The sequence below is a fragment of the Variovorax sp. PAMC26660 genome (assembly GCF_014302995.1).
Classification (GTDB): Bacteria; Pseudomonadota; Gammaproteobacteria; order Burkholderiales; family Burkholderiaceae_C; genus Variovorax.
The window spans coordinates 2,603,896-2,624,062 of sequence record NZ_CP060295.1 but is presented as its reverse complement, the minus strand read 5'-3'; the positions used below and the strand labels follow the sequence as shown (position 1 = coordinate 2,624,062).

The 20,167-nt window shown below is 67.1% G+C and carries 20 protein-coding genes; 18 read left to right on the top strand and 2 right to left on the bottom strand.

Going from position 1 to position 20,167, the window contains the following annotated elements:
* Nucleotides 1–320 precede the first annotated feature (320 nt).
* The 11 genes from urtA (at nucleotide 321) to H7F35_RS12655 (ending at nucleotide 11,763) form a co-directional block, all read left to right on the top strand.
* Nucleotides 321–1,514, top strand: a complete 1,194-nt coding sequence (urtA, locus tag H7F35_RS12705; protein WP_187113206.1) for an urea ABC transporter substrate-binding protein — start codon at nucleotides 321–323, stop codon at nucleotides 1,512–1,514.
* A 13-nt stretch (nucleotides 1,515–1,527) separates the two neighbouring features.
* The gene (gene urtB / locus H7F35_RS12700) at nucleotides 1,528–2,430 is read left to right on the top strand and encodes an urea ABC transporter permease subunit UrtB (protein WP_187113205.1); all 903 of its coding nucleotides are present in this window, start codon (nucleotides 1,528–1,530) and stop codon (nucleotides 2,428–2,430) included.
* A gap of 10 nt (nucleotides 2,431–2,440) precedes the next feature.
* Nucleotides 2,441–3,493, top strand: coding sequence for an urea ABC transporter permease subunit UrtC (gene urtC / locus H7F35_RS12695; RefSeq protein WP_187113204.1), 1,053 nt, complete (start codon nucleotides 2,441–2,443; stop codon nucleotides 3,491–3,493).
* Between the two features lie 29 nt (nucleotides 3,494–3,522).
* Nucleotides 3,523–4,290: an urea ABC transporter ATP-binding protein UrtD gene (urtD, locus tag H7F35_RS12690; RefSeq protein ID WP_187114255.1), complete on the top strand. Its 768-nt coding sequence runs from the start codon at nucleotides 3,523–3,525 to the stop codon at nucleotides 4,288–4,290.
* Nucleotides 4,291–4,306: 16 nt separating this feature from the next.
* Nucleotides 4,307–4,996, top strand: a complete 690-nt coding sequence (gene urtE, locus H7F35_RS12685) for an urea ABC transporter ATP-binding subunit UrtE (RefSeq protein ID WP_187113203.1) — start codon at nucleotides 4,307–4,309, stop codon at nucleotides 4,994–4,996.
* Between the two features lie 45 nt (nucleotides 4,997–5,041).
* Complete coding sequence (locus H7F35_RS12680; protein WP_187113202.1) at nucleotides 5,042–6,079, top strand: aliphatic amidase; 1,038 nt, start codon at nucleotides 5,042–5,044, stop codon at nucleotides 6,077–6,079.
* 19 nt (nucleotides 6,080–6,098) lie between these two features.
* Nucleotides 6,099–7,109 (top strand): alpha/beta fold hydrolase, encoded by a 1,011-nt coding sequence (locus H7F35_RS12675; protein WP_187113201.1) that lies wholly within the window; start codon nucleotides 6,099–6,101, stop codon nucleotides 7,107–7,109.
* Nucleotides 7,106–7,924 (top strand): CbbQ/NirQ/NorQ/GpvN family protein, encoded by an 819-nt coding sequence (locus H7F35_RS12670; RefSeq protein WP_187113200.1) that lies wholly within the window; start codon nucleotides 7,106–7,108, stop codon nucleotides 7,922–7,924. The genes H7F35_RS12675 and H7F35_RS12670 overlap by 4 nt, the downstream gene beginning before the upstream one ends.
* Nucleotides 7,921–9,576 carry a nitric oxide reductase activation protein NorD gene (locus H7F35_RS12665; protein WP_187113199.1) on the top strand — a complete coding sequence of 552 codons (1,656 nt, stop codon included), beginning with the start codon at nucleotides 7,921–7,923 and terminating at the stop codon, nucleotides 9,574–9,576. Before H7F35_RS12670 ends, H7F35_RS12665 begins: the two co-directional genes overlap by 4 nt.
* Before the next feature lie 36 nt (nucleotides 9,577–9,612).
* Nucleotides 9,613–10,767, top strand: a complete 1,155-nt coding sequence (locus H7F35_RS12660) for a transporter substrate-binding domain-containing protein (RefSeq protein ID WP_187113198.1) — start codon at nucleotides 9,613–9,615, stop codon at nucleotides 10,765–10,767.
* Nucleotides 10,768–11,079: 312 nt separating this feature from the next.
* Complete coding sequence (locus H7F35_RS12655; RefSeq protein WP_187113197.1) at nucleotides 11,080–11,763, top strand: ANTAR domain-containing response regulator; 684 nt, start codon at nucleotides 11,080–11,082, stop codon at nucleotides 11,761–11,763.
* A 16-nt stretch (nucleotides 11,764–11,779) separates the two neighbouring features.
* Here the strand turns inward: H7F35_RS12655 and H7F35_RS12650 are convergent, their stop codons facing one another.
* The gene (locus H7F35_RS12650) at nucleotides 11,780–12,670 is read right to left on the bottom strand and encodes a LysR family transcriptional regulator (protein WP_187113196.1); all 891 of its coding nucleotides are present in this window, start codon (nucleotides 12,668–12,670) and stop codon (nucleotides 11,780–11,782) included.
* A gap of 90 nt (nucleotides 12,671–12,760) precedes the next feature.
* Here H7F35_RS12650 and H7F35_RS12645 point away from each other — a divergent pair, with 90 nt between their 5' ends.
* The 3 genes from H7F35_RS12645 to H7F35_RS12635 are packed head-to-tail and all read left to right on the top strand — an operon-like array spanning nucleotide 12,761 to nucleotide 15,041.
* Entirely contained in the window at nucleotides 12,761–12,952 is a 192-nt protein-coding gene (locus H7F35_RS12645) for a DUF1127 domain-containing protein (RefSeq protein WP_187113195.1), read from the top strand.
* A 56-nt stretch (nucleotides 12,953–13,008) separates the two neighbouring features.
* A complete protein-coding gene (locus tag H7F35_RS12640; protein WP_187113194.1) occupies nucleotides 13,009–14,694 on the top strand; it encodes a hypothetical protein in 1,686 nt (561 codons plus the stop codon).
* 11 nt (nucleotides 14,695–14,705) lie between these two features.
* Nucleotides 14,706–15,041, top strand: coding sequence for a hypothetical protein (locus H7F35_RS12635; RefSeq protein WP_187113193.1), 336 nt, complete (start codon nucleotides 14,706–14,708; stop codon nucleotides 15,039–15,041).
* Nucleotides 15,042–15,054: 13 nt separating this feature from the next.
* Here the strand turns inward: H7F35_RS12635 and H7F35_RS12630 are convergent, their stop codons facing one another.
* Nucleotides 15,055–16,107: a LacI family DNA-binding transcriptional regulator gene (locus H7F35_RS12630; protein ID WP_187113192.1), complete on the bottom strand. Its 1,053-nt coding sequence runs from the start codon at nucleotides 16,105–16,107 to the stop codon at nucleotides 15,055–15,057.
* 131 nt (nucleotides 16,108–16,238) lie between these two features.
* On the opposite strand from H7F35_RS12630, the gene H7F35_RS12625 reads away from it, so the two are divergent.
* The 4 genes from H7F35_RS12625 (at nucleotide 16,239) to H7F35_RS12610 (ending at nucleotide 20,153) form a co-directional block, all read left to right on the top strand.
* Complete coding sequence (locus H7F35_RS12625) at nucleotides 16,239–17,105, top strand: dioxygenase (protein ID WP_187113191.1); 867 nt, start codon at nucleotides 16,239–16,241, stop codon at nucleotides 17,103–17,105.
* A 22-nt stretch (nucleotides 17,106–17,127) separates the two neighbouring features.
* Complete coding sequence (locus H7F35_RS12620; protein ID WP_187113190.1) at nucleotides 17,128–17,892, top strand: SDR family NAD(P)-dependent oxidoreductase; 765 nt, start codon at nucleotides 17,128–17,130, stop codon at nucleotides 17,890–17,892.
* A complete protein-coding gene (locus H7F35_RS12615; protein WP_187113189.1) occupies nucleotides 17,889–18,779 on the top strand; it encodes a 3-keto-5-aminohexanoate cleavage protein in 891 nt (296 codons plus the stop codon). Before H7F35_RS12620 ends, H7F35_RS12615 begins: the two co-directional genes overlap by 4 nt.
* Before the next feature lie 381 nt (nucleotides 18,780–19,160).
* The gene (locus H7F35_RS12610) at nucleotides 19,161–20,153 is read left to right on the top strand and encodes a zinc-binding alcohol dehydrogenase family protein (RefSeq protein ID WP_187113188.1); all 993 of its coding nucleotides are present in this window, start codon (nucleotides 19,161–19,163) and stop codon (nucleotides 20,151–20,153) included.
* The last annotated feature ends 14 nt before the right edge of the window (nucleotides 20,154–20,167 follow it).

The window sequence follows — 20,167 nt, the reverse complement described above, 5'->3', positions numbered from 1 at the left end:
GAGTTGAGAAGAATCCGCCCCAACGAGCAATCGTTACCAGTCATACGACACCCGCTGCCAGTGCTGCCAGCGAGGCGTCGGGCAATAAAGCCCGAATCGGTTTCAACACCGGTTCGGGCTTTTTTTGTTTTTCGGTCGCAACGAAGCCTTTTCAAAACGGATGCGCGTCATCCGGTGGCGGAGGTTTGCCCGGAGAAAAAGCACTGGCAACGCGGCGCTCGTTTGCAGGAGCCGCGCGGCGGGAGGAGACACCCAATGCGCAGCTTCGAAGGTCGGATGTTCCTGATGACTCGCACAAACACAAAGCAAAGGAATTTGACATGACGAACCCCTTCAACCGCCGCCAGATCGTGAAGACCGGCGGCTCGCTGATCGTGCTGGGCGCCGCGGGCGGCGTTGCCAGGCTGGCCGCCGCGCAGGACGGCAACACCGTGAAGCTCGGGCTGCTGCATTCGCTCTCGGGCACCATCGCCATCGCCGAGGCCTCGCTGGTCGATGCCGAAAAGCTGGCCATCGAAGAGATCAACGCCGCCGGCGGCGTGCTGGGCAAGAAGATCGAAGCGGTGGTCGAAGACGGCGCCAGCGAGAACCCGGTGTTCGCCGAGAAGGCGCGCAAGCTGCTCGAGCGCGACAAGGTCGCGGCCATCATCGGCTGCTACACCTCGGCCTCGCGCAAGGCACTGCTGCCAGTGCTCAACCAGGCCAAGGGCCTGCTGTTCTACCCGACCTACTACGAAGGCCAGGAGCAGGACAAGCGCGTGTTCTATCCCTCGCAGGAAGCCACGCAGTCGGTCATTGCGGCGGTCGAGTGGATGGCGCGCGAGAAGGGCAAGAGCTTCTTCCTCGTGGGCTCGGACTACATCTATCCGCGCACCTGCAACAAGATCGCCAAGCCGGCCATCGCCAAGGCCGGCGGCAAGGTGGTGGGCGAGGAATACGCGCCGCTGGGCCACACCGAGTTCTCGTCGATCATCAACAAGATCAAGGCCGCCAAGCCCGACTGCATCTACAGCACGGTGGTGGGCGGCTCCAACGTGGCGCTCTACAAGCAGTTGCGCGCGGCCGGTCTCGATGGCGCCAAGCAGGTGCTGCTGTCCACCGTGGTGTCGGAAAACGAGATCGAAGGCATCGGCAAGGACAACGCCGCCGGCTACTACGCCTGCATGGGCTACTTCCAGAGCATCAAGTCGCCGGCCAACGAGAAGTTCGTGAAAGCCTTCAAGGCCAAGTACGGCCAGGACCGCGTGATCGGCGATCCGATGGAGGTGGCCTACAACTGCGTGTACCTGTGGAAGGCGGCGGTGGAGAAGGCCAAGTCCTTCGAGGTCGACAAGGTCACGGCCGCCGCGGCTGGCGTGGAACTCGACGCGCCCGAAGGCACGGTGCGCGTGCACGCTACCAACCACCACGTGTGGAAGAAGGTGCGCGTGGGCCGCGCACGGCCCGACGGCCAGTTCGACATCGTGTGGGAATCGCCGCAGTTGGTCGAGCCCAACCCTTTCCCCAAGGTCTGAGCCGGACGCCGACATGAACTTCGACATCGCGGTGATGCAGGTCTTCAACGGCGTGAGCCTGTTCACCATCCTGCTGCTGATGGCCATCGGGCTGGCCATCGTGTTCGGCCTGATGGGCGTCATCAACATGGCGCACGGCGAGCTGATGGCGCTGGGCGCCTACATGACCTACCTGGCGGCGCGCTTCTTCGAGCATTTCGCGCCGGGCTGGATGGACCTGTACCTGTTCGCCGCGATTCCGTTCGCGTTTGCCGTGACCTTCGCGTTCGGCTATGTGCTGGAGCGCGGCTTCATCCGCTTCTTCTACGACCGGCCGCTCGACACCCTGCTCGCCACCTGGGGCCTGAGCCTGATGCTGCAGCAGGCCTACCGCTCCATCTTCGGCGCACAGGAAGTGAGCGTGCCGCTGCCCTCGTGGCTCGCGGGAGCGTGGGAGCCGACGGCGGGCATCCAGCTGCCGCTCACGCGCATCTTCATCGTGGGGCTGACGGCCATCGTCGCGGTGGGCGTGTACCTTTTGCTCTATCGAACGCCGTGGGGGCTGAAGGTGCGCGCGGTGACGCAGAACCGCGCGATTGCCGGCGCGGTAGGCATCGACACCCACCGCGTCGACGCGATGACCTTCGCGCTGGGCTCCGGGCTTGCGGGCATCGCGGGTGCGGTGTTCACGATGATCGGCTCGACCAACCCCGGCACCGGCCAGCTCTACATCGTCGACTCGTTCATCGTGGTGGTGTTCGGTGGCGTGCAGAGCCTGATCGGCACCGCGCTCTCGGGCTTTGCCATCGCGCAGTCGCAGACCTGGCTCGAATACCTGATGAGCGGCTCGATGGCCAAGGCCACGATCCTGCTGCTGGTGATCGCGGTGCTGTACTTCCGGCCCAACGGGCTGTTCGCAACGCGGTCGAGGAGCTGACGGCATGGGCATGAAGCTTTCTCCCCAACGCAAGAGCGACCTCGTCGGCATGGCGGCCGTGTTGCTGCTGCTGGCCGTGGTGTTGCCGCTCACGCTCGACCCGTTTCGCCTGAACCTCGTGAGCAAGTACCTGGCCTTCGCATTCGTCGCGGTCGGCGTGGTGCTCACCTGGGGCTACGGCGGCGTGCTGAGCCTGGGCCAGGGCATGTTCTTCGGCCTCGGCGGCTACATGATGGCGATGTTCCTCAAGCTCGAAGCCTCCGCGCCCGAGCTGCCGGACTTCATGGTGTGGAGCAGCGTCGACCAGTTGCCTTCGTGGTGGATTCCCTTCCACTCGCTGGGCTGGACCGTCGTGGGCGTGCTCGCAATTCCGGCGGTGCTGGCGTATGTGTTCTCGTACGCGATCTTCAAGCGGCGCGTGAGCGGCGTGTACTTCGCCATCGTCACGCTCTCGCTGGCGCTCACGCTCACCGTGGTGGTGATCGGCCAGCAGGGCGACACCGGCGGTGCCAACGGCATCACCGATTTCCGCACGCTGCTGGGCTGGGACATCACGGGCGACGATGCCAAGCGCGTCATGTACTTCGTCGAGGTTCTGGCCATCGCGCTGGTGATGGCGGTGTCGCTGCTGATCGTGCGCAGCCGCTTCGGCAAGATCCTGATCGCCATCCGCGACCGCGAAGACCGCGTGCGCTTCAGCGGCTACAACACGGCGCACATGAAGGCCTTCGTGTTCGCGGTGGCTGCGGTGCTGTCGTCCATCGGCGGCGCGTTCTACAGCCTGCAGGTGGGGCTGATCGCACCGGGCGTGATCGGCGTGGTGGCCTCGGTCGAGATGGTGATCTACGCGGCGGTCGGCGGGCGGTTGTCGATTCCGGGCGCGGTGATCGGCGCGCTGCTCATCGGCTTTCTCAAGTCGTACCTGTCGGAGACCTTTCCCGAAGGCTGGCTGTACTTCCTCGGCGCCGTCTTCATCCTCGTGGTCTGGGCCATGCCCAACGGCCTGGCGGGCCTGGGTCAGAAGCTGCTGGCGCGCCGGCGCGGTGCGGAGGCTGTGCCATGAACGCCACGATGACCCTGCCCCACACCAGCATGCCGCAGGCAGCCACCGGGTTCTCGCACTCGAACGAGCAGATCCTGCGCGTGGAAGACCTCACCGTGTCCTTCGATGGCTTCAAGGCGGTGGATGGCCTGAGCCTCTCCGTCGAGCGCAACGAGCTGCGCGTGATCATCGGGCCGAACGGCGCGGGCAAGACCACGCTGCTCGACATGATCTGCGGCAAGACGAAGCCGAGCGCGGGCCGTGTGCTGTTCAACGGCCAGGACCTGGGCCGCCTGAACGAATACGAGATCGTGCGGGCCGGCGTGGGCCGCAAGTTCCAGACGCCCTCGGTCTACGAAGACCTGACGGTGCTGGAGAACTTCGAGATCTCGCTGCCGCGCATGCACGGCCTGCTGCAGTCGCTGAGCTTTCGCCGCACGCCCGCGCTGCGCGAGCGCATCGACGCGATGGCCGAGCAGGTCTTCCTGAGCGAACGCATCGGCCACCGCGCGGGGCAGCTCAGCCACGGGCAAAAGCAGTGGCTGGAGATCGGCATGCTGCTGATGCAGGAGCCCGAGCTGCTGCTGCTCGACGAACCCGTGGCCGGCATGAGCCCGCGCGAGCGCGAGCAGACCGGCGACCTGCTGCGGCGCATCTCGGCGGGCAAGTCGGTGGTGGTGATCGAGCACGACATGGACTTCGTCAAGCGCATCGCCCACCGCGTGACGGTGCTGCACCAGGGGCGCGTGCTGAGCGAAGGCACCGCCGCCCAGGTGCAGGCCGACCCGCGCGTGATCGATGTGTACCTCGGCCATTGAGAGAAGGAGAAAACACATGCTCGAAGTCTCCGAACTCAACGTGGCCTACGGCGAGTCGCAGGTCATCCGCGATGTGTCGCTGCGCGTCGCGCCCGACGAAGCGGTGGCCATCATGGGCCGCAACGGCATGGGCAAGACCACGCTGTTGAAATCGCTCATCGGCCTGTTGCCCGCGCGCGGCGGCAGCATCCGCCTGGGCGGTGCCGACATCACGAAGCTGCCGAGCTACCAGCGCGTGGCACACGGGCTGGCCTTCGTGCCGCAGGGGCGCATGGTGTTTCCGTTTCTCACGGTGGAGCAGAACATCCTGTCGGGCGCCGCGAAGTCGGGCCACCGCACGGTGCCCGACTACCTCTACCAGTTCTTCCCGGTGCTCAAGGACATGAAGCAGCGCCGCGCCGGCAACCTCTCGGGCGGGCAGCAGCAGATGTTGGCGATTGCGCGTGCGCTGATCTCCGAGCCGAAGGTGCTGATCCTCGACGAGCCCACCGAAGGCATCCAGCCTTCGATCATCAAGGAGATCGCGCAGACGCTGAACGTGCTGCGCGCCGAGCGCGGCTTCGCCATCGTGGTGTCGGAGCAGGTGCTGAGCTTCGCGCTCGACCTGGCCGACCGCTTTCTCGTCATCGACCGCGGGCGCCTCGTGCACGACGAAGCGCGCGCCACGCTCGACCAGGACAAGGTCAGGTCTTTCCTGACTGTGTGAGTCGTTTTCCCCTCTTCCCTTCAACCACCCTTCAGGAGCAGCGTCATGAGACATGGTGATATTTCGAGCAGCAACGATTGCGTTGGCGTCGCGGTCGTCAACTACAAGATGCCCCGCCTGCACACCAAGGCCGAGGTGCTGGACAACGCCCGCAAGATCGGCGAGATGCTGGTCGGCATGAAGCGGGGCCTGCCGGGCATGGACCTGGTGGTCTTCCCCGAGTACTCCACGCACGGGATCATGTACGACACCAAGGAGATGTACGACACCGCCGCCACCGTGCCCGGCGAAGAGACCGAGATCTTCGCGGACGCCTGCCGTCGCGCCAACGTGTGGGGCGTGTTCTCGCTGACCGGCGAGCGCCATGAGGAACATCCGAACAAGGCGCCCTACAACACGCTGATCCTCATGAACAACAAGGGCGAGATCGTCCAGAAGTACCGCAAGATCATGCCGTGGGTGCCCATCGAGGGCTGGTATCCGGGCGACTGCACCTATGTGAGCGAAGGCCCCAAGGGCATGAAGATGAGCCTGATCATCTGCGACGACGGCAACTACCCCGAGATCTGGCGCGACTGCGCGATGCGCGGCGCCGAACTCATCATCCGCTGCCAGGGCTACATGTACCCGGCCAAGGAGCAGCAGATTTTGGTGTCGAAGGCCATGGCCTTCATGAACAACACCTACGTGGCGGTGGCCAACGCGGCGGGCTTCGACGGCGTGTATTCGTACTTCGGCCACTCGGCACTCATCGGCTTCGACGGCCGCACGCTGGGCGAATGCGGCGAGGAAGAGATGGGCATCAACTATGCCGAGCTGTCGATGGGCCTGATCCGCGATGCGCGCAAGAACGGCCAGTCGCAGAACCACCTGTTCAAGCTGGTGCACCGTGGCTACACCGGCACCATCAATTCGGGCGACGGCGACAAGGGCGTGGCAGCCTGCCCGTTCAACTTCTACACGCAGTGGATCAACGACCCCGAAGGCACCCGCGAGAGGGTGGAGTCGTTCACGCGCACCACCGTCGGCACGCCCGAGTGTCCGATCGAGGGCATTCCGAACGAGCCCGCGAAGCATCGCTGAGCAAGCGAGCGCGCAACCCATGGACTGCGAAATCTTCGACCTCGGCGACGTCGTGCTGCAGCGGGGCGCGACCCTGCGCAATGCGAAGCTGGCCTACAAGACCTACGGCACGCTCGACGCTGACAAGAGCAACGTGATCGTCTACCCGACCTGGTACTCGGGTCAGCACTACGACAACGAATGGCTGATCGGCCCCGGCATGGCGCTGGACCCGCAGAAGTATTTCATCATCGTGCCGAACATGCTGGGCAACGGCCTCTCATCGTCGCCCAGCAATGCGCCGGAGCCCTACAACCTGGCGCGCTTTCCGAACATCACGCTCTACGACAACGTGACGCTTCAGCACCGGCTGGTGACCGAGAAATTCGGCATCGAGCGCATCACGCTGGTGGTGGGCTGGTCGATGGGCGCGCAACAGACCAACCAGTGGGGCTGCCTGTACCCGGACATGGTGCAGCGCATCGCGCCCTTCTGCGGCTCGGCGAAAACGGCGCCGCACAACTTCGTGTTTCTCGAAGGCGTGAAGGCGGCGCTCACGGCCGATGCGGCGTGGAACAGCGGCTGGTACACCACGCCACCGAGCAAGGGACTGCGTGCGGTGGGCCGCGTGTACGCGGGCTGGGGCCTGTCGCAGCCCTTCTACATGCAGGAACTGTGGCGCGAGCTGGGCTTCAGCTCGCTCGAAGACTTTCTGGTCGGCTACTGGGAAGGCTTCTTCCTGCAGAAGGACGCGAACAACCTGCTCGCGATGCTGTGGTCCTGGCAGAACGGCGACATCAGCGACAACCCGGTGTTCAGCGGCGACTTCAAGAAGGCGCTGGGCGCCATCAAGGCGCGCGCGATCGTGATGCCCGCCGAGCGCGACCTGTACTTTCCCGTGGCCGACAACGAATGGGAGGTGTCTCACATGCCGAACGCCGAGTGCCGTCCGATCCCGGGCGTGTGGGGGCACTTTGCCGGCGGCGGCAGCAGCCCGGTCGACACCCGCTTCATCGACACCGCCCTCAAGGAACTGCTCGCCACGCCATGAACGCCGCCGTCCCAGATCCGCTTGCCAGCTACCGCATCGAGACCGAGCCCTTCTACCGGCCCGCCGGCAATGAAGTGGCGCTCTACCAGCAGGCCTACCGCCACCGCATGCCGTTGATCCTCAAGGGCCCGACCGGCTGCGGCAAGACCCGTTTCGTGGAGCACATGGCGTGGTCGCTCGGGCGGCCGCTGGTCACGCTGGCGTGCAACGAGGACATGACGGCGTCGGACCTCGTCGGGCGCTACCTGCTCGATGCGAACGGCACGGCCTGGCACGACGGGCCGCTGACGCTGGCCGTGCGCCACGGCGGCATCTGCTACCTCGACGAGGTGGTGGAGGCGCGGCAGGACACGACGGTGGTGATCCACCCGCTGACGGATGCGCGCCGCATCCTGCCGCTCGACAAGAAGGGCGAACTGGTGCGCGCGCACCCCGACTTCCAGCTCGTGGTGTCGTACAACCCCGGCTACCAGAGCAGCGCGAAGGACATGAAGCCGTCGACGCGGCAGCGCTTCGCGGCCCTGGAATTCGACTACCCCGACAGCGGACTCGAAGCGGAGATCGTCGCGCACGAGGCCGGCGTCGGGCTCGATCTGGCCGCGAAGCTGGTGGCGATTGCGCGCTGCTCGCGCGAGCTGAAGCACCGCGGGCTCGACGAAGGCGTGTCGACGCGCATGCTGATCTACGCCGGCGTGCTGATCCGCGACGGCGTGTCGCCGCGCGACAGTTGCGACATGACGATGACCCGTGCGCTCACCGATGACCCCGACATGGCGAGCGCGCTGCAGGGCTTCGTGGCCGCGCAGTTCGGATGAGCGACGGGCACGCGCTCACGTTCGAGGCGCTGGGCCTGCTTGCGCGCGGGCTGGCCGGTGTCGATGTGGAGGTGCAGCCGCTGAGCGCTGCATCGCCTGCGCGGGCCGTGCTCACGCCGAAGCAACTGCTGTTGCCCGAAGGCAGCGATGCCCGCCTGCGCCGTGCAATGGTCGCGCATGCGGTGGCGCATCTGCGGCACTCCGTGCCCGCGCGGCCGACGCGCACGCTCAAGCCCATGGGTATCGCGGTGGTGTCGGCCATCGAGGATGCGCGCGTCGAACATCTGCTGCGCCGAGATTTCCCCGGCGTGCATGGCTGGTTCGTCGAAGCGCTCGCGCCGGTGCCCGATGCATCGGACCTGAGCTTTGCCGCGCTCATCGCGCGCATGGACCGCCTGCTGATGCTGCCCGCGTGGCAGGACGACAACCACTGGGTCAACAAGGCACGCCGCCTGTTCGACAAGACCGTGGCCTCCGCAGGGCTGGAAGACTACGACGCCTTCCGCGCCATCGCATCGATCCTGGCCAACGATCTCGGCCAGATGCGCGTGCGCTTCGATCCGCAGCACTACGCGGTGCCGGCGCCCTGGCGCGACGACAACAGTTATCTGTGGGACTTCGGCGAGACCGAAACGCCGCCGGACGACGCCGTCGCATTGCAGCAGTCAGGCGCGCGACCGCCCCCACCTTCCAATGCCACCGGCGACAACGCCGGCCCACCACCCGAAGGCGGTGCCGAACTGGAACTGGGCCGCTACAGCTACCCCGAATGGGACCGCAAGCAGGAGCGCCTGCGGCCCGACTGGTGCACGGTGATCGAGAAGCTGCCGGCGTGGCAGGGCCTGTCGTCGATGCGCGAACAGCCTGCCACCAACAACGAGCGCCTGACCCCGCTCACCCTGCCCCGCGCGCGCCATCTCGACCGCACCCATCGCCTGCGCCGACAGTGGGAAGGCGACGACGTCGACCTGAACGCCGCCATCGAGGTGCTGGTCGATCGTCGCCTGCGGCTGCGGCCCGATCCGCGCCTGTTCATGCGCCCCGGCAAGGCGCCGCGCGCGACCAGCGTGCTGGTGCTGCTCGACCTGTCGGAATCGGTGAACGACGCGGGGCAGGGCCAGTCGCGCTCGCTGCTCGACATCGAGAAGCAGGCCGCGCTGCTGCTGGCCGCGGCATCGAATGCGCGACAAGGCGCCGACCGGCTGGCGATCCATGGTTTTTCATCCAACACACGCGACGAGGTTTATTACTACCGTTTGCTCGAATTCGGCAAACCGCTCGAAGCCCCCTCGCGCGCCATGATCGGCGCGGTGCGCGGGCGCTATTCCACGCGCATGGGCGCCGCGCTGCGCCATGCCGCCGCGCACCTGCACACGGAGCCGGTCGGGCAACGCGCGATATTGCTGGTGACCGATGGCGCGCCCTCCGACATCGACGTGCACGACCCGCAATACCTGATCGAAGACGCCCGCATGGCCGTGGCCGAAGCGCGCGAGGCCGGCGTGCGCACCGCCTGCATCGCGGTCGACGGTGCGGCCGATGCGTACGTGCGCCGCATCTTCGGCTGGCGCAACTATTGCATCGCCGACGACGCGCGCAGCCTGCCGGTGCGGCTGGCGCGCATGAGCGCACGACTGGCCGCCGCAAACTGAGGAGAATGATGCTTCACACATCCAGGAGACACCCCAGTGGCTGACAAGGACCCCATTCGCGTCGGCATCCTTTACTCGGAAACCGGCGTCACCTCGACCATCGGGTTGTCGCAGTTGCAAGGCGCGCTGCTCGCCATCGAGGAAATCAACGAGGCCGGCGGCGTCGACGGCCGCGAGATCGTGGCCGTGCGCCACGACCCGCAATCGAACCCCGCGCGCTACGCCCAGTTGGCCGAAAAGCTGATCGTGCAGGACCGCGTCAACGTGATCTTCGGCTGCTACATGTCGAGCAGCCGCAAGGCGGTGATTCCGGTGATCGAGAAGTGGAACAAGCTGCTGTTCTATCCCACGCTCTACGAGGGCTTCGAGTACTCGGGCAACGTGATCTACACCGGCGCCGCGCCCAACCAGAACAGCGTACAACTGGCGGAGTTCATGACCACCAACTTCGGCGCGCGCGTGTACCTGATCGGCTCCGACTACATCTACCCCTACGAGTCGAACCGCATCATGGGCGAGCTGGTGATGCAGCGCCCCGGCAGCGAGAAGCTGGGCGAGCGCTATGTGGCGCTGGACGCCACCGAGAAGGACTACCGCGCAATCATGGACGACATCCGCGACAAGCGGCCGGACTTCATCTTCTCGACCGTGGTGGGCGATTCCACCGCGAGCCTGTACCGCGCGTACGCCGAGGCCGGCTTCGACCCGAAGGCGATGCCGATCGCGAGCCTCACGACCTCGGAGGCGGAGATTTCGCAGATGGGCCATGGCGTGGCGACAGGGCACTTCACGGCGGCGCCGTATTTCCAGTCGATCGACTCGCCCGCCAACCGGCGTTGCCTGACGCGGTTGCGCGAGCGTTTCGGCGACGGCTGTGTGCCCAACCTGTGCTGGGAGGCGTCGTACTTCCAGATGCACATCTTCGCCAATGCCTACCGGCAGTCGGGCAGCGATGGCATCGCGGAGATATTGCCGCACATCCTGGGCAGCGAGTTCGATGCGCCGCAGGGCCGCGTGAAGATCGATCCGGCGAACCATCACACCTGTCTCTACCCACGCATCGGACGGGTGGACGCACACGGGCAGTTCACCATCGTGCGGCAGGCCACGCGCGCGGTGTACCCCGACCCTTACCTTGTCACCCATTCGCTGGGCGACTGGACGGCCAAGCTCGACACGCTGGAAGCCTAGGATGAAACCTTGTTCTTCCGTTCTTCGCGTTGTGTTTGGAGTGCGTCGTTCAGGGCGCTGCTGTTCAGGGCGACACTCACGCCGACACGGTGCTCTTTTTCGCGAATGTCCCCCGCTTCGCTCCTCCTTTATTTCGCGAAAAAGAGCCCCGTATCGACGTGAGCGTTGGACAGAGTGGTTGTTGATCAGCGATACACCAGCAGCGTGCCCTGTGCGAATGACGCCAGGTGCTCCCCGCAGCGAAATAAAGGAGGAGCGAAGCGGGGGACATTCGCGGAGGGGAGCACCTGGTGTCATTCGCACTCGCCCCGAATGTCCCCGCATTGCGGCCCCGTGGGAGGCTTGAACGTGGACGGCACAGCGCCCAAAAGGCACACCCTCAGGGTGACACCGCCGCAGTTGAAAGAACTGCGGCTGCTGAAGATCGCCGTGATCCACCCCGACGACGCGGACGGCCGCCAACTCACGCAGCAGCTGCAACGCATCGGCTGCCAGGTGCAAGCCTTCTGGCCACCAGTGCAGGTGCTGCCCGAAGGCATCGATGTCGCCTTCATGGCGGTGCAGCCCGACTTCATCAACCTGCGCTTCGAGTGGACCCAGAGCGAGGATGCGCCCGCAATCATCGCCGTGGTGACCTACGAGAACCCGACCATCGTCGAGGCCGTGCTGGAGATTGGCGCCAAGGCCGTTCTGCCCTCGCCGGTGCGCTCGTTCGGGTTGCTCTCAGCGCTGGTGGTCGCGCGCGAGGCGCACAAGGAAAGTCGCTCGCTCGCGCGGCGCCTGCGCAAGATCGAGGCCAAGCTGCTCGGCGTGCGGCAACTCGCCGAAGCCAAGGCCGTGCTGATGAAGACGCACAACGTGTCCGAAGGACAGGCTTACGACCTGATCCGCGAACAGGCCATGAGCAAGCGCACCACCATGGAAGAGATTGCCGCAGCCATCGTCAACGCCAGCGAGATCCTCTCGCTGGGCGTGCGCAAGCCCGGCCAGGGCTGAAGACTCCGGACCGGCATCAGAGCTGGCGAAAAGTCGTCAGCACCTTCAGCACACTCTGCGTGGCGCCGTCGAGCGTGGCGCGCTGGCGGTGCGCAATACCCAGACGGCGTGTGAGCTTCGGCGTGATCGGCAGCACCTGCACGCGTTCGTTGAGCGCCGCGTCGGCCGCCTTCTGTAGCGGCAGCAGCGCGGCGCCGTAGCCGGCGGCCACCAGACTCTGGATGGCGGCGTCGTAGTTCAGCTCGATGCGGGCGCGCGGAGCGAAACCGGCCGCGGCGAACCACTCCATCGACAGCCGGTACATGTGGGTGGTCGCATCGTTGAAGATCAGCGGCTGCGCCGCCAGCCACGCCGGCGTGACGCGCTTCGGCGCCTTCCAGCGCTGCGGCACGAAAGCCATCATGGCCTGGTCGCGCCACGGCGTGACGACCAGGTCGCGCTGCGGCGGCTGCGGCATCGCGACCAGCCCGATGTCCAGCGTGCCGGCCGCCAGCCGCGCCATCGCATCGTTGGAGCCGAGGATGCTGACCTCGACGTCGATGCCCGCATGCACCACGCCCAGCGCTTCGAGCACCTGCGGCAGCAGGTCGACCACCACACCCGTCGAAGTACCCAGCCGCACGCGGCCGGTGCGGCCTTCGGCCTGGCGCTTGACGGCATCGACCGCCTCGTCGGTATCGCGCAGCAGCTTGCGCCCGCGCTCTACCAATGCTGCGCCGGCCGCGGTGGGCGTGACGCGGCGGTTGCCGCGCACCACCAACGGTGCGCCCAGGCGCGATTCGAGTTCGCTGATGTGCGGGCTCACCGTAGGCTGCGCGAGGTGCAGCGCCTTCGCTGCCGCCGAGAAAGTGCCCAGGTCGGCAATGGCGATGAGCGTGCGCAGCTGGTCGAGGTTGAGTTGTCGCATCAGGAATGCTGATTGAAGGGTTCAGAAATCTCAACTTCCACAATAGCATGCAGCGCCGGAAGATGAGCGCTCCCCAACCAGGAGCCCATCGTGACCGCGCCGACGCACTCGCCTTTCCCTCAACGCCTGATGCACGCCCTGCGCCGCTGGCGCCGTCGCATGGTGGAGCGCCGGCGCCGTCGGTCGGACTCCGGATACCTGGCCGGCATGAGCGACCACGAGCTGCGCGATCTGGGCATCGGGCGCAGCGAAGTGCAGGAGCTGCTGGACCGCCACCGTTGACGAAATCCGGCGCACTCCTTCAGGCAGCGCGCCAAATTTGAGGTTCAATCCGGGGCGTGCCCAAATCCGCAGCCCCCGCCCTTCTTTCCATCGAACTCACATCGCCGCAATCGGTCAACGGCCGGCGCGCGGCGTTCCAGTCGCTCTGGCTGCTGGTGCGCATGCAGCATGCGCACGACGCCGAAGGCGGCCTCGTGCGGCTGGCCGACCTGCGCGGCGAAGTCTCCGACGCGAGCACCCTGCGCATGGTCGTGAGCCGCGCGTTCCGCGACTTCAAGACCTGGGACATCGAGGTCGGCTGGGGCGAGGACACACAGCGCGAACCGCGCTTCCTGAACGCCGAGCGGCGCAGCCAGGGCCCCTTCTGGCTGCCGGCCGCCGAGGCAAAACGCGTGCGCATGCTGGTCGGTGGCCGTGCGGCCACGGCGGCCGAGGTTGCATCCTTTCTCGGGCTGCGTTCCCGCAAGGCCCGTGCGGCTTCGCCCGGCTCGCCGCCGCCCGACGCGGTGCACCTGCAGGACGCCGCCTTCTGGAAGCAATTGGTCGCCTCGCAGCAGGCGGCGCGGCAAGGCCGGCTCATGGCGCCCGTAGCAGGCGGCGACGCGAGTGGCCAGCCGGCGAGTGCGCTGGAGTCGATCCGCCTGGCCGGCACGCTGGCCGCCACCGACTTCCAGCGCGCGCTGGTCACGCTCAACGAGGCGATGCTGTGGCGCCGCCTCGGCGACAACGAGCAGGCGCGGCGCCGCCTGCAGGCGCTCAAGAAGCAACGCCTTGCGCACCATGTGGCGGGCAACGATTACCTGGGTGCGATGGAATGCATCGTCTCGGCCTGGTGCGCCTACACGGCGCGCGACCTGCCGCTGGCGCAATCGCTGCTGAGCGGCATGGCCGAAGATGCCGCGCGCGGGCTCGTGCTGCGGCATCACCCCGACGTGCGCTTCGAGTGGTGCAACCTGTGGGCGCTGGTGTGCCGCTCGCGCGCGCTGGGGCTGTCCGCCGACGACAAGCCGATGGCCGCCACGCTCGCCGAAGAGTCGCTGCGCCGTTTCGGCGAAGCGCTGGCGGCGGCTTTCGAGTCGCACTCCTTCGATGCAGCGCAGCACGTGGCCGCCAACATGGGCATGGCCGCATGGCTGTTCGATCGCGTCGGGCTGAGTGACCTGCCCACGCTCGCGCACGACGGCAATGCCGACACCACGCGCCGCGCGGTGCAGTGGATCGCCTTCAGCGAATGGCTGTGCGGCCACACCGACGGACAGGGCCGCTCGGCCTGGAACGCGATCTACCTGATGCGCATCGCGCGCGGCCACTGCCGGCCCGAATCGCAGCCGACGCTCGCGCAGTTCCGCGTGCAGAAGCCGCTGGACCCGGGCGCGATCTCCAAGCTCGCCGGCCCGCTGGCCGATGCCTTCGATGCCGCGCACTGGCCCGCGCGCTGGGTCGATGTGGCGCAGGCGCGGCTGGCCGACCATCAGGCGGGGCGTCGCCGCTATCCGGGCCTTCAGCATTGCAGCCTGCTGTTCGAGCACGCCTGGTATGCGGCGCATGCGGGCGAGCTGAAGGCGGCAGAGCAGTCATTGGATTTGTTGCGCGACGCATTGCCCGGTTTGGTGCCGAGCGATCGCGCCTACTTCACCGAATCGTGGAACGACACGCTGCCGGCCGAACTGGTGCTCGAAGCCAAGCCGCCGCGCCGACCGCCAGCGCGTAAAAAGACCGCACCACGCGCACGCCAGACCTGATTTTCAGCCGCATGCCCAACAACAACCCCAACGATCCCATCGACCTGGCCGCTCACCGCGAACGCCGGGCCCGTCAGCAGCAGCGGCGCGCTTCGGAGCAGGCAGCGCGCGACGCTAACTCACCCGCAACAGAGCCGGGGCCCGGCGAAGTGCCCTGTATCCGTTGCAAGGAACCGGTCTACGGCCATGCGCTGCGCTGTCCTCACTGCGGCGTGCATTTCAGCGGCGGCGCCGAAGCCTTCGCGCCCAAGGAAGGGCTCTCGCTGCGCACGAAGATGCTCGTCGCGCTGGTCGCCGTGGCGCTTCTTCTTGCGGGCCTGAGCGACGACATCGCGGCCTGGTGGTAGGGGCTGCCGCCGGTCAGCGCGCTGCAGCCGGCGCACCGGTCGACTTGCGCACCACCAGCTCTGGCCGCAGCACCACGGTCGATGCGGACATCGAGCGCCCGTCGATCTCCTCGAACAGCATCTCTGCCGCGCGCCAACCCAGCTCGCGGTGCGGCAGGCGGATGGTGGTGAGCGGCGGATCGACCATGTCGACCAGCGGCATGTCGTTGTGGCCCGTCACCGAGATGTCCTTCGGCACACGCAGGCCCGCCGCGCGCAGCGCGTCGTAGGCGCCGAGCGCCACGAGGTCGTTGCAGCACACCACCGCCTGCGGCGCCGGCCCCGCTTCGAGCATCTGCTGCATGGCAACGGCACCGGCTTCGCGGCTGTAGCTCGCGCACTCGACGACTCGGAAAGGCTTCATGCGGTGGTCGCGCAGCGCCTGCTCCACGCCCAGGCGGCGGCCTACGCCGGTCGGAATGTTCTGCGGCCCCGCCAGGTGCGCGATGCGCTTGTGGCCCAGCCCCACGAGGTGATCGACCGCGAGCTTCATCGCGAGCCGGTCGTCGCTCACCACGGCGGGCAGGCGGCCGGTTTCGTCGGCGCGGTTGACCAGCACGGTGGTCATGCCGGCTTGGGTGACGAAGTCGACCAGCGGATCGTCGCGCGTGGCGGTGGCGAGGATCACGCCGTCGACGCGCTGCGCCAGCATGCGTTCGAGCACCGGGCGCGCGAGCGCATGGTCGACCACGTTGGTCACGAAGACGAAGTAGCCACGCGCCGCCGCGCTGGCCTCGATGCCTTGCAGGATCGGCGGGAACACCGCGTTCGTGATGTCGGGCACCAGCACGCCGATGGTGTGGGTGCGCCCGGTGCGCAGAGCCGAGGCCGCGCGGTTGGGCCGGTAGCCCAGTCGCTGCGCCGCTTCTTCGACCACGCGCAGCACTTCTTCGCTGATCAATGACCGCTTCCCGGGGCTGAGCGCCCGCGAGACGGTCGACACATGCACGCCGGCGGCACGGGCGACGTCGCGGATGGTGACGGGAGCGGAGGGACCGGCGGGGGTGGAAAGCGGGTTGGGGCTCATTGGTGCAAACGATTGTCGCCGAGACGGGTGGCTGAAGGCGGCCTCCCGTCATTCAGGGGCTAGCGGACACCTCCATTTTACTTTTCGATGATTTGGACTAACATTGTGCAAACGATTGCACAAACCTTCCCATGAACATCGCCACCTCCCCCGACTCGGTGCTGGGCTTTGCGCTCGACGCCATGAAGCGCACGCCCGACCCGCGGCTGCGCACCGTGATGGAAGCGCTCGCGCGCCACCTGCATGCCTTCGTCCAGGAGGTGAAGCTGACCGAGGAAGAGTTCGAGCAGGCGCTCGAATTCATCGTCGCCATCGGCCACGCCACCGGCGAGACCAAGAACGAAGTGGTGCTGGCGGCCGACATCCTCGGCGTATCCACCGTGGTGGCGCTGCAGAACAACCAGGACCCACACGGCGAATCGCCGGCCGCGCTGCTGGGCCCCTTCTGGCGCGCGAACTCGCCGGCCTGCGCGGCGGGCGACAACATCGCGCGCTCGGGCACGCCGGGCATTCCGCTGGAAGTGACGGGCACGGTGCGTGACGGCCAAGGCCAGCCGGTGGCCGGTGCCACGGTCGACGTGTGGCAGGCCTCGCCCGTGGGCCTCTACGAGAACCAGGACCCGTCGCAGGACGACATGAACCTGCGCGGCCGCTTCACGACCGATGCCCAGGGGCGCTTTCACTTTTTCAGCGTGCGGCCAGCCGGCTACCCGGTGCCGACCGACGGCCCCTGCGGCGTGCTGCTGCGCGCGCAACTGCGCCACCCCAACCGGCCTGCGCACCTGCACTTCATGGTGAGCAAGCCGGGGCACAAGGTGCTGATCACGCAGGTGTTCGCCGATGACGACGAGAACCTGGAGAGCGACCCGACCTTCGGCGTGACGCGGCGGCTGATCGGCCGCTTCGCGCTGGCGCCGGATGGCAAGACCGCCACGCTGCAGTACGACTTCCAGCTCGAACCAGGCGAGATGAAGTTCCCCCGCCCACCGATCCCCTGATTTCCCAACTCCACGTCATCCCATGAGCTTCGATCCTGTCTCCCGACTCGACGGCAAGGTCGCCGTCATCACCGGTGGCCTTGGCGCCATTGGCTACGCCACGGCCACGCGCCTGGCCGCACTCGGCGCCATCTGCGTGCTGCTGCACCGCAAGGGCGACGATGCCGCCGCGCGCGCCTCTGCCCTGCCCTCTGCCCACGGACAGCGCCACAGTGCGATCCGCGCCGACATCGTCGACACGCCCAGCCTGCAGGCGGCCGCCGCCGAGGTGAAAGCCACGCACGGGCGCTGCGACATCCTGGTCAACAGCGCGGGGCACACGCAGCCCGTTCCGGCCGGCGACCTCGACGCGCTGACCGACGACCTCATCGACGACATCGTGCGCGCCAACTTCCGCGGCGTGTTCGCAACCATCCGCGCCTTCGCGCCGCTGCTCAAGGCCAGCGGCGACGGGCTCGTGGTCAACATCTCATCGATCGCGGGCTTCACGGGCGTGGGCAGCAACCTCGCCTATGTCGCGGCCAAGGCCGGCCTCGACGTGGTGGGCGATGCGCTGGCCAAGGCGCTTGCGCCGGCCGTGCGCGTGGTGTCGGTATCGCCGGGCGCGGTCGAGTCGGGCTTCGTGCCGGGCCGCGGCGCGGAGTTCGCCAGCAAGATGGCGAGCACCACGCCGCTGGGTCGCATCGGCAAACCCGACGACGTGGCCGCCACGGTCGAAGCGCTCGCGACGACGATGCGCTTCGTCACCGGCACACGCATCGTGGTCGATGGAGGGCGCCACCTGTGAGCACCGGCAAAACCCTCATCACCTGCGCCGTCACGGGCAACCTCGTGAAGCCCGAGCAGACGCCGCACCTGCCGATCACGCCGATGCAGATCGCCGACGAATGCCTGGCCGCCGCCGAAGCCGGTGCGGCGCAGGTGCACATCCACGTGCGCCACCCCGAGACCGGCAAGCCTTCGATGGAAATCGATCTGTACCGCGAGGTGGTCGAGCGCATCCGCCGCGAAAACCGCGAGCTGATCATCAACCTCACGACCGGCCCCGGCGGGCGCTTCATTCCAAGCGAGGACGACCCGAAGATCGCCGCACCCGGCACCACGCTGCTGCCGCCCGAGAAGCGCGTGGAACACATCGCGCTCATCCGGCCCGACGTGTGCTCGCTCGACCTCAACACCATGAACTCCGGCCCCGACGTGGTGATGAACACGCCGAAGAATGTGCGCCGCATGGCGAAGGTGATCCGCGAAGCGGGCGTGAAGCCCGAGTTGGAGATCTTCGACTCGGGCGACATCAACCTCGCGCTCGACCTGATCGCGGACGGCACGCTCGACGGCCCCGCGATGTGGACCTTCGTGCTCGGCGTGAAGTACGGCTTTGCGCCGACGCCCGAGACGCTGCTCTACGCCCGCAACATGCTGCCGCGCGGCGCCTTCTGGAGCGCCTTCGGCATCGGCCGCATGGAGTTTCCGATCGTCGCGCAGGCGTGGCTGCTGGGTGGGCATGTGCGCGTGGGAATGGAAGACAACATCTACCTTGAAAAAGGTGTTCTGGCCCAGAGCAATGCGCAGCTCGTGGCAAAGGCGCGCGACATCCTGCTGAGCCTGGGCGGCGAGATCGCCAACCCGCGCGAGGCGCGCGCGATGTTGGGGCTGTCGGATGCGAGGAGCTAGCGTGACGTCCTGCTTTTCTCTTTGTCGCGTTGTGTTTGAGGTTCGTTGTTCTTCAGGGCGCGCTCACGCCGACGGTGTGCCCTGTTCCGCGAATGTCCCCCGCTTCGCTCCTCCTTTATTTCGCGGAACAGGGCACACCGCCAGCGTGAGCGTTATCAGAGCACTGGTTGATCGGCGATCACCAGCGGCGTGCCCCTGTGCGAATGACACCGGGTGCTCCCCGCAGCGAAATAAAGGAGGAGCGAAGCGGGGGACATTCGCACAGGGGAGCACCCGGCGTCATTCGCACATACCCCGGACAGCAGCGCACAGAACAACAACCCTCGAAACACAAGCCCCAAAACACAACGCAAGGCAGGAACAGAGATGAGCGTCGCAGCCATGCACACAACCCACACTTCTCGCGCACTGCGAGTGCACGAGAAGGCCGCCAACCTTGATGCACTGAGGCTCGAAGCCGCCCCTCAGGCCGAACCGACACCCCCACCCGGCCACGCCGTAGTGCGCATCGCCGCCGCCGCGGTCAACCCGAGCGACGTGAAGGCGACGCTGGGCATCATGCCGCAGGCCGTCTGGCCGCGCACCCCTGGCCGCGACTTTGCGGGCACGGTGGTGAGTGGCTCGACCGAATGGGTGGGCCGCGAGGTCTACGGCTCCGGTGGCGACATCGGCATCACGCGCGACGGCTCGCATGCGCGCTATCTGGTGCTGCCTGAAGAGGCGCTGCGCGCCAAACCGCAGGGCATCTCGATGGACGAGGCGGGCGCGGTGGGCGTGCCCTTCGTCACCGCGTACGAAGGCTTCAGACGCAGCGGCATGCCGCAGGCGGGGCAAACGGTGCTGGTGCTCGGTGCCAACGGCAAGGTCGGACAGGCTGCCGTGCAGCTGGCGTCGCAGGCCGGCGCGCGCGTGATCGCGGTGCAGCGCCATGCCGGGCCCTACGCGGGCTTTGCGAGCGGGCCGGTCGACGTGATCGACGCACGCCATCACACCGACGTGGCCGCGCGGGTGCGCGAACTGACGGACGGGCGCGGCGCGCACATCGTCTACAACACCGTGGGCAGCGCCTACTTCGAGGCCGCCAACAAGGCGATGGCCAAGGGCGCGACGCAGATCTTCATTGCCACGCACGACCGCGCGGTGCCCTTCGACATCTTCGCGTTCTACCGCGGCATGCACACCTTCGTGGGCATCGATTCGCTCGCGATGGACTGCGTGGCCTCGACCGCCCAGCTCGACGCGATGCGCGAGGGCTTCGAGCGCGGCACGCTGAAACCCTTTCCGGTCGCGCGCCACTTCACGCTCGACGAAGCCATGGATGCCTACCGGCTGGTGCTGTCGGGCAGCACCGACCGCGTCGTGTTGCGGCCCTGAACGCACAAGGAACA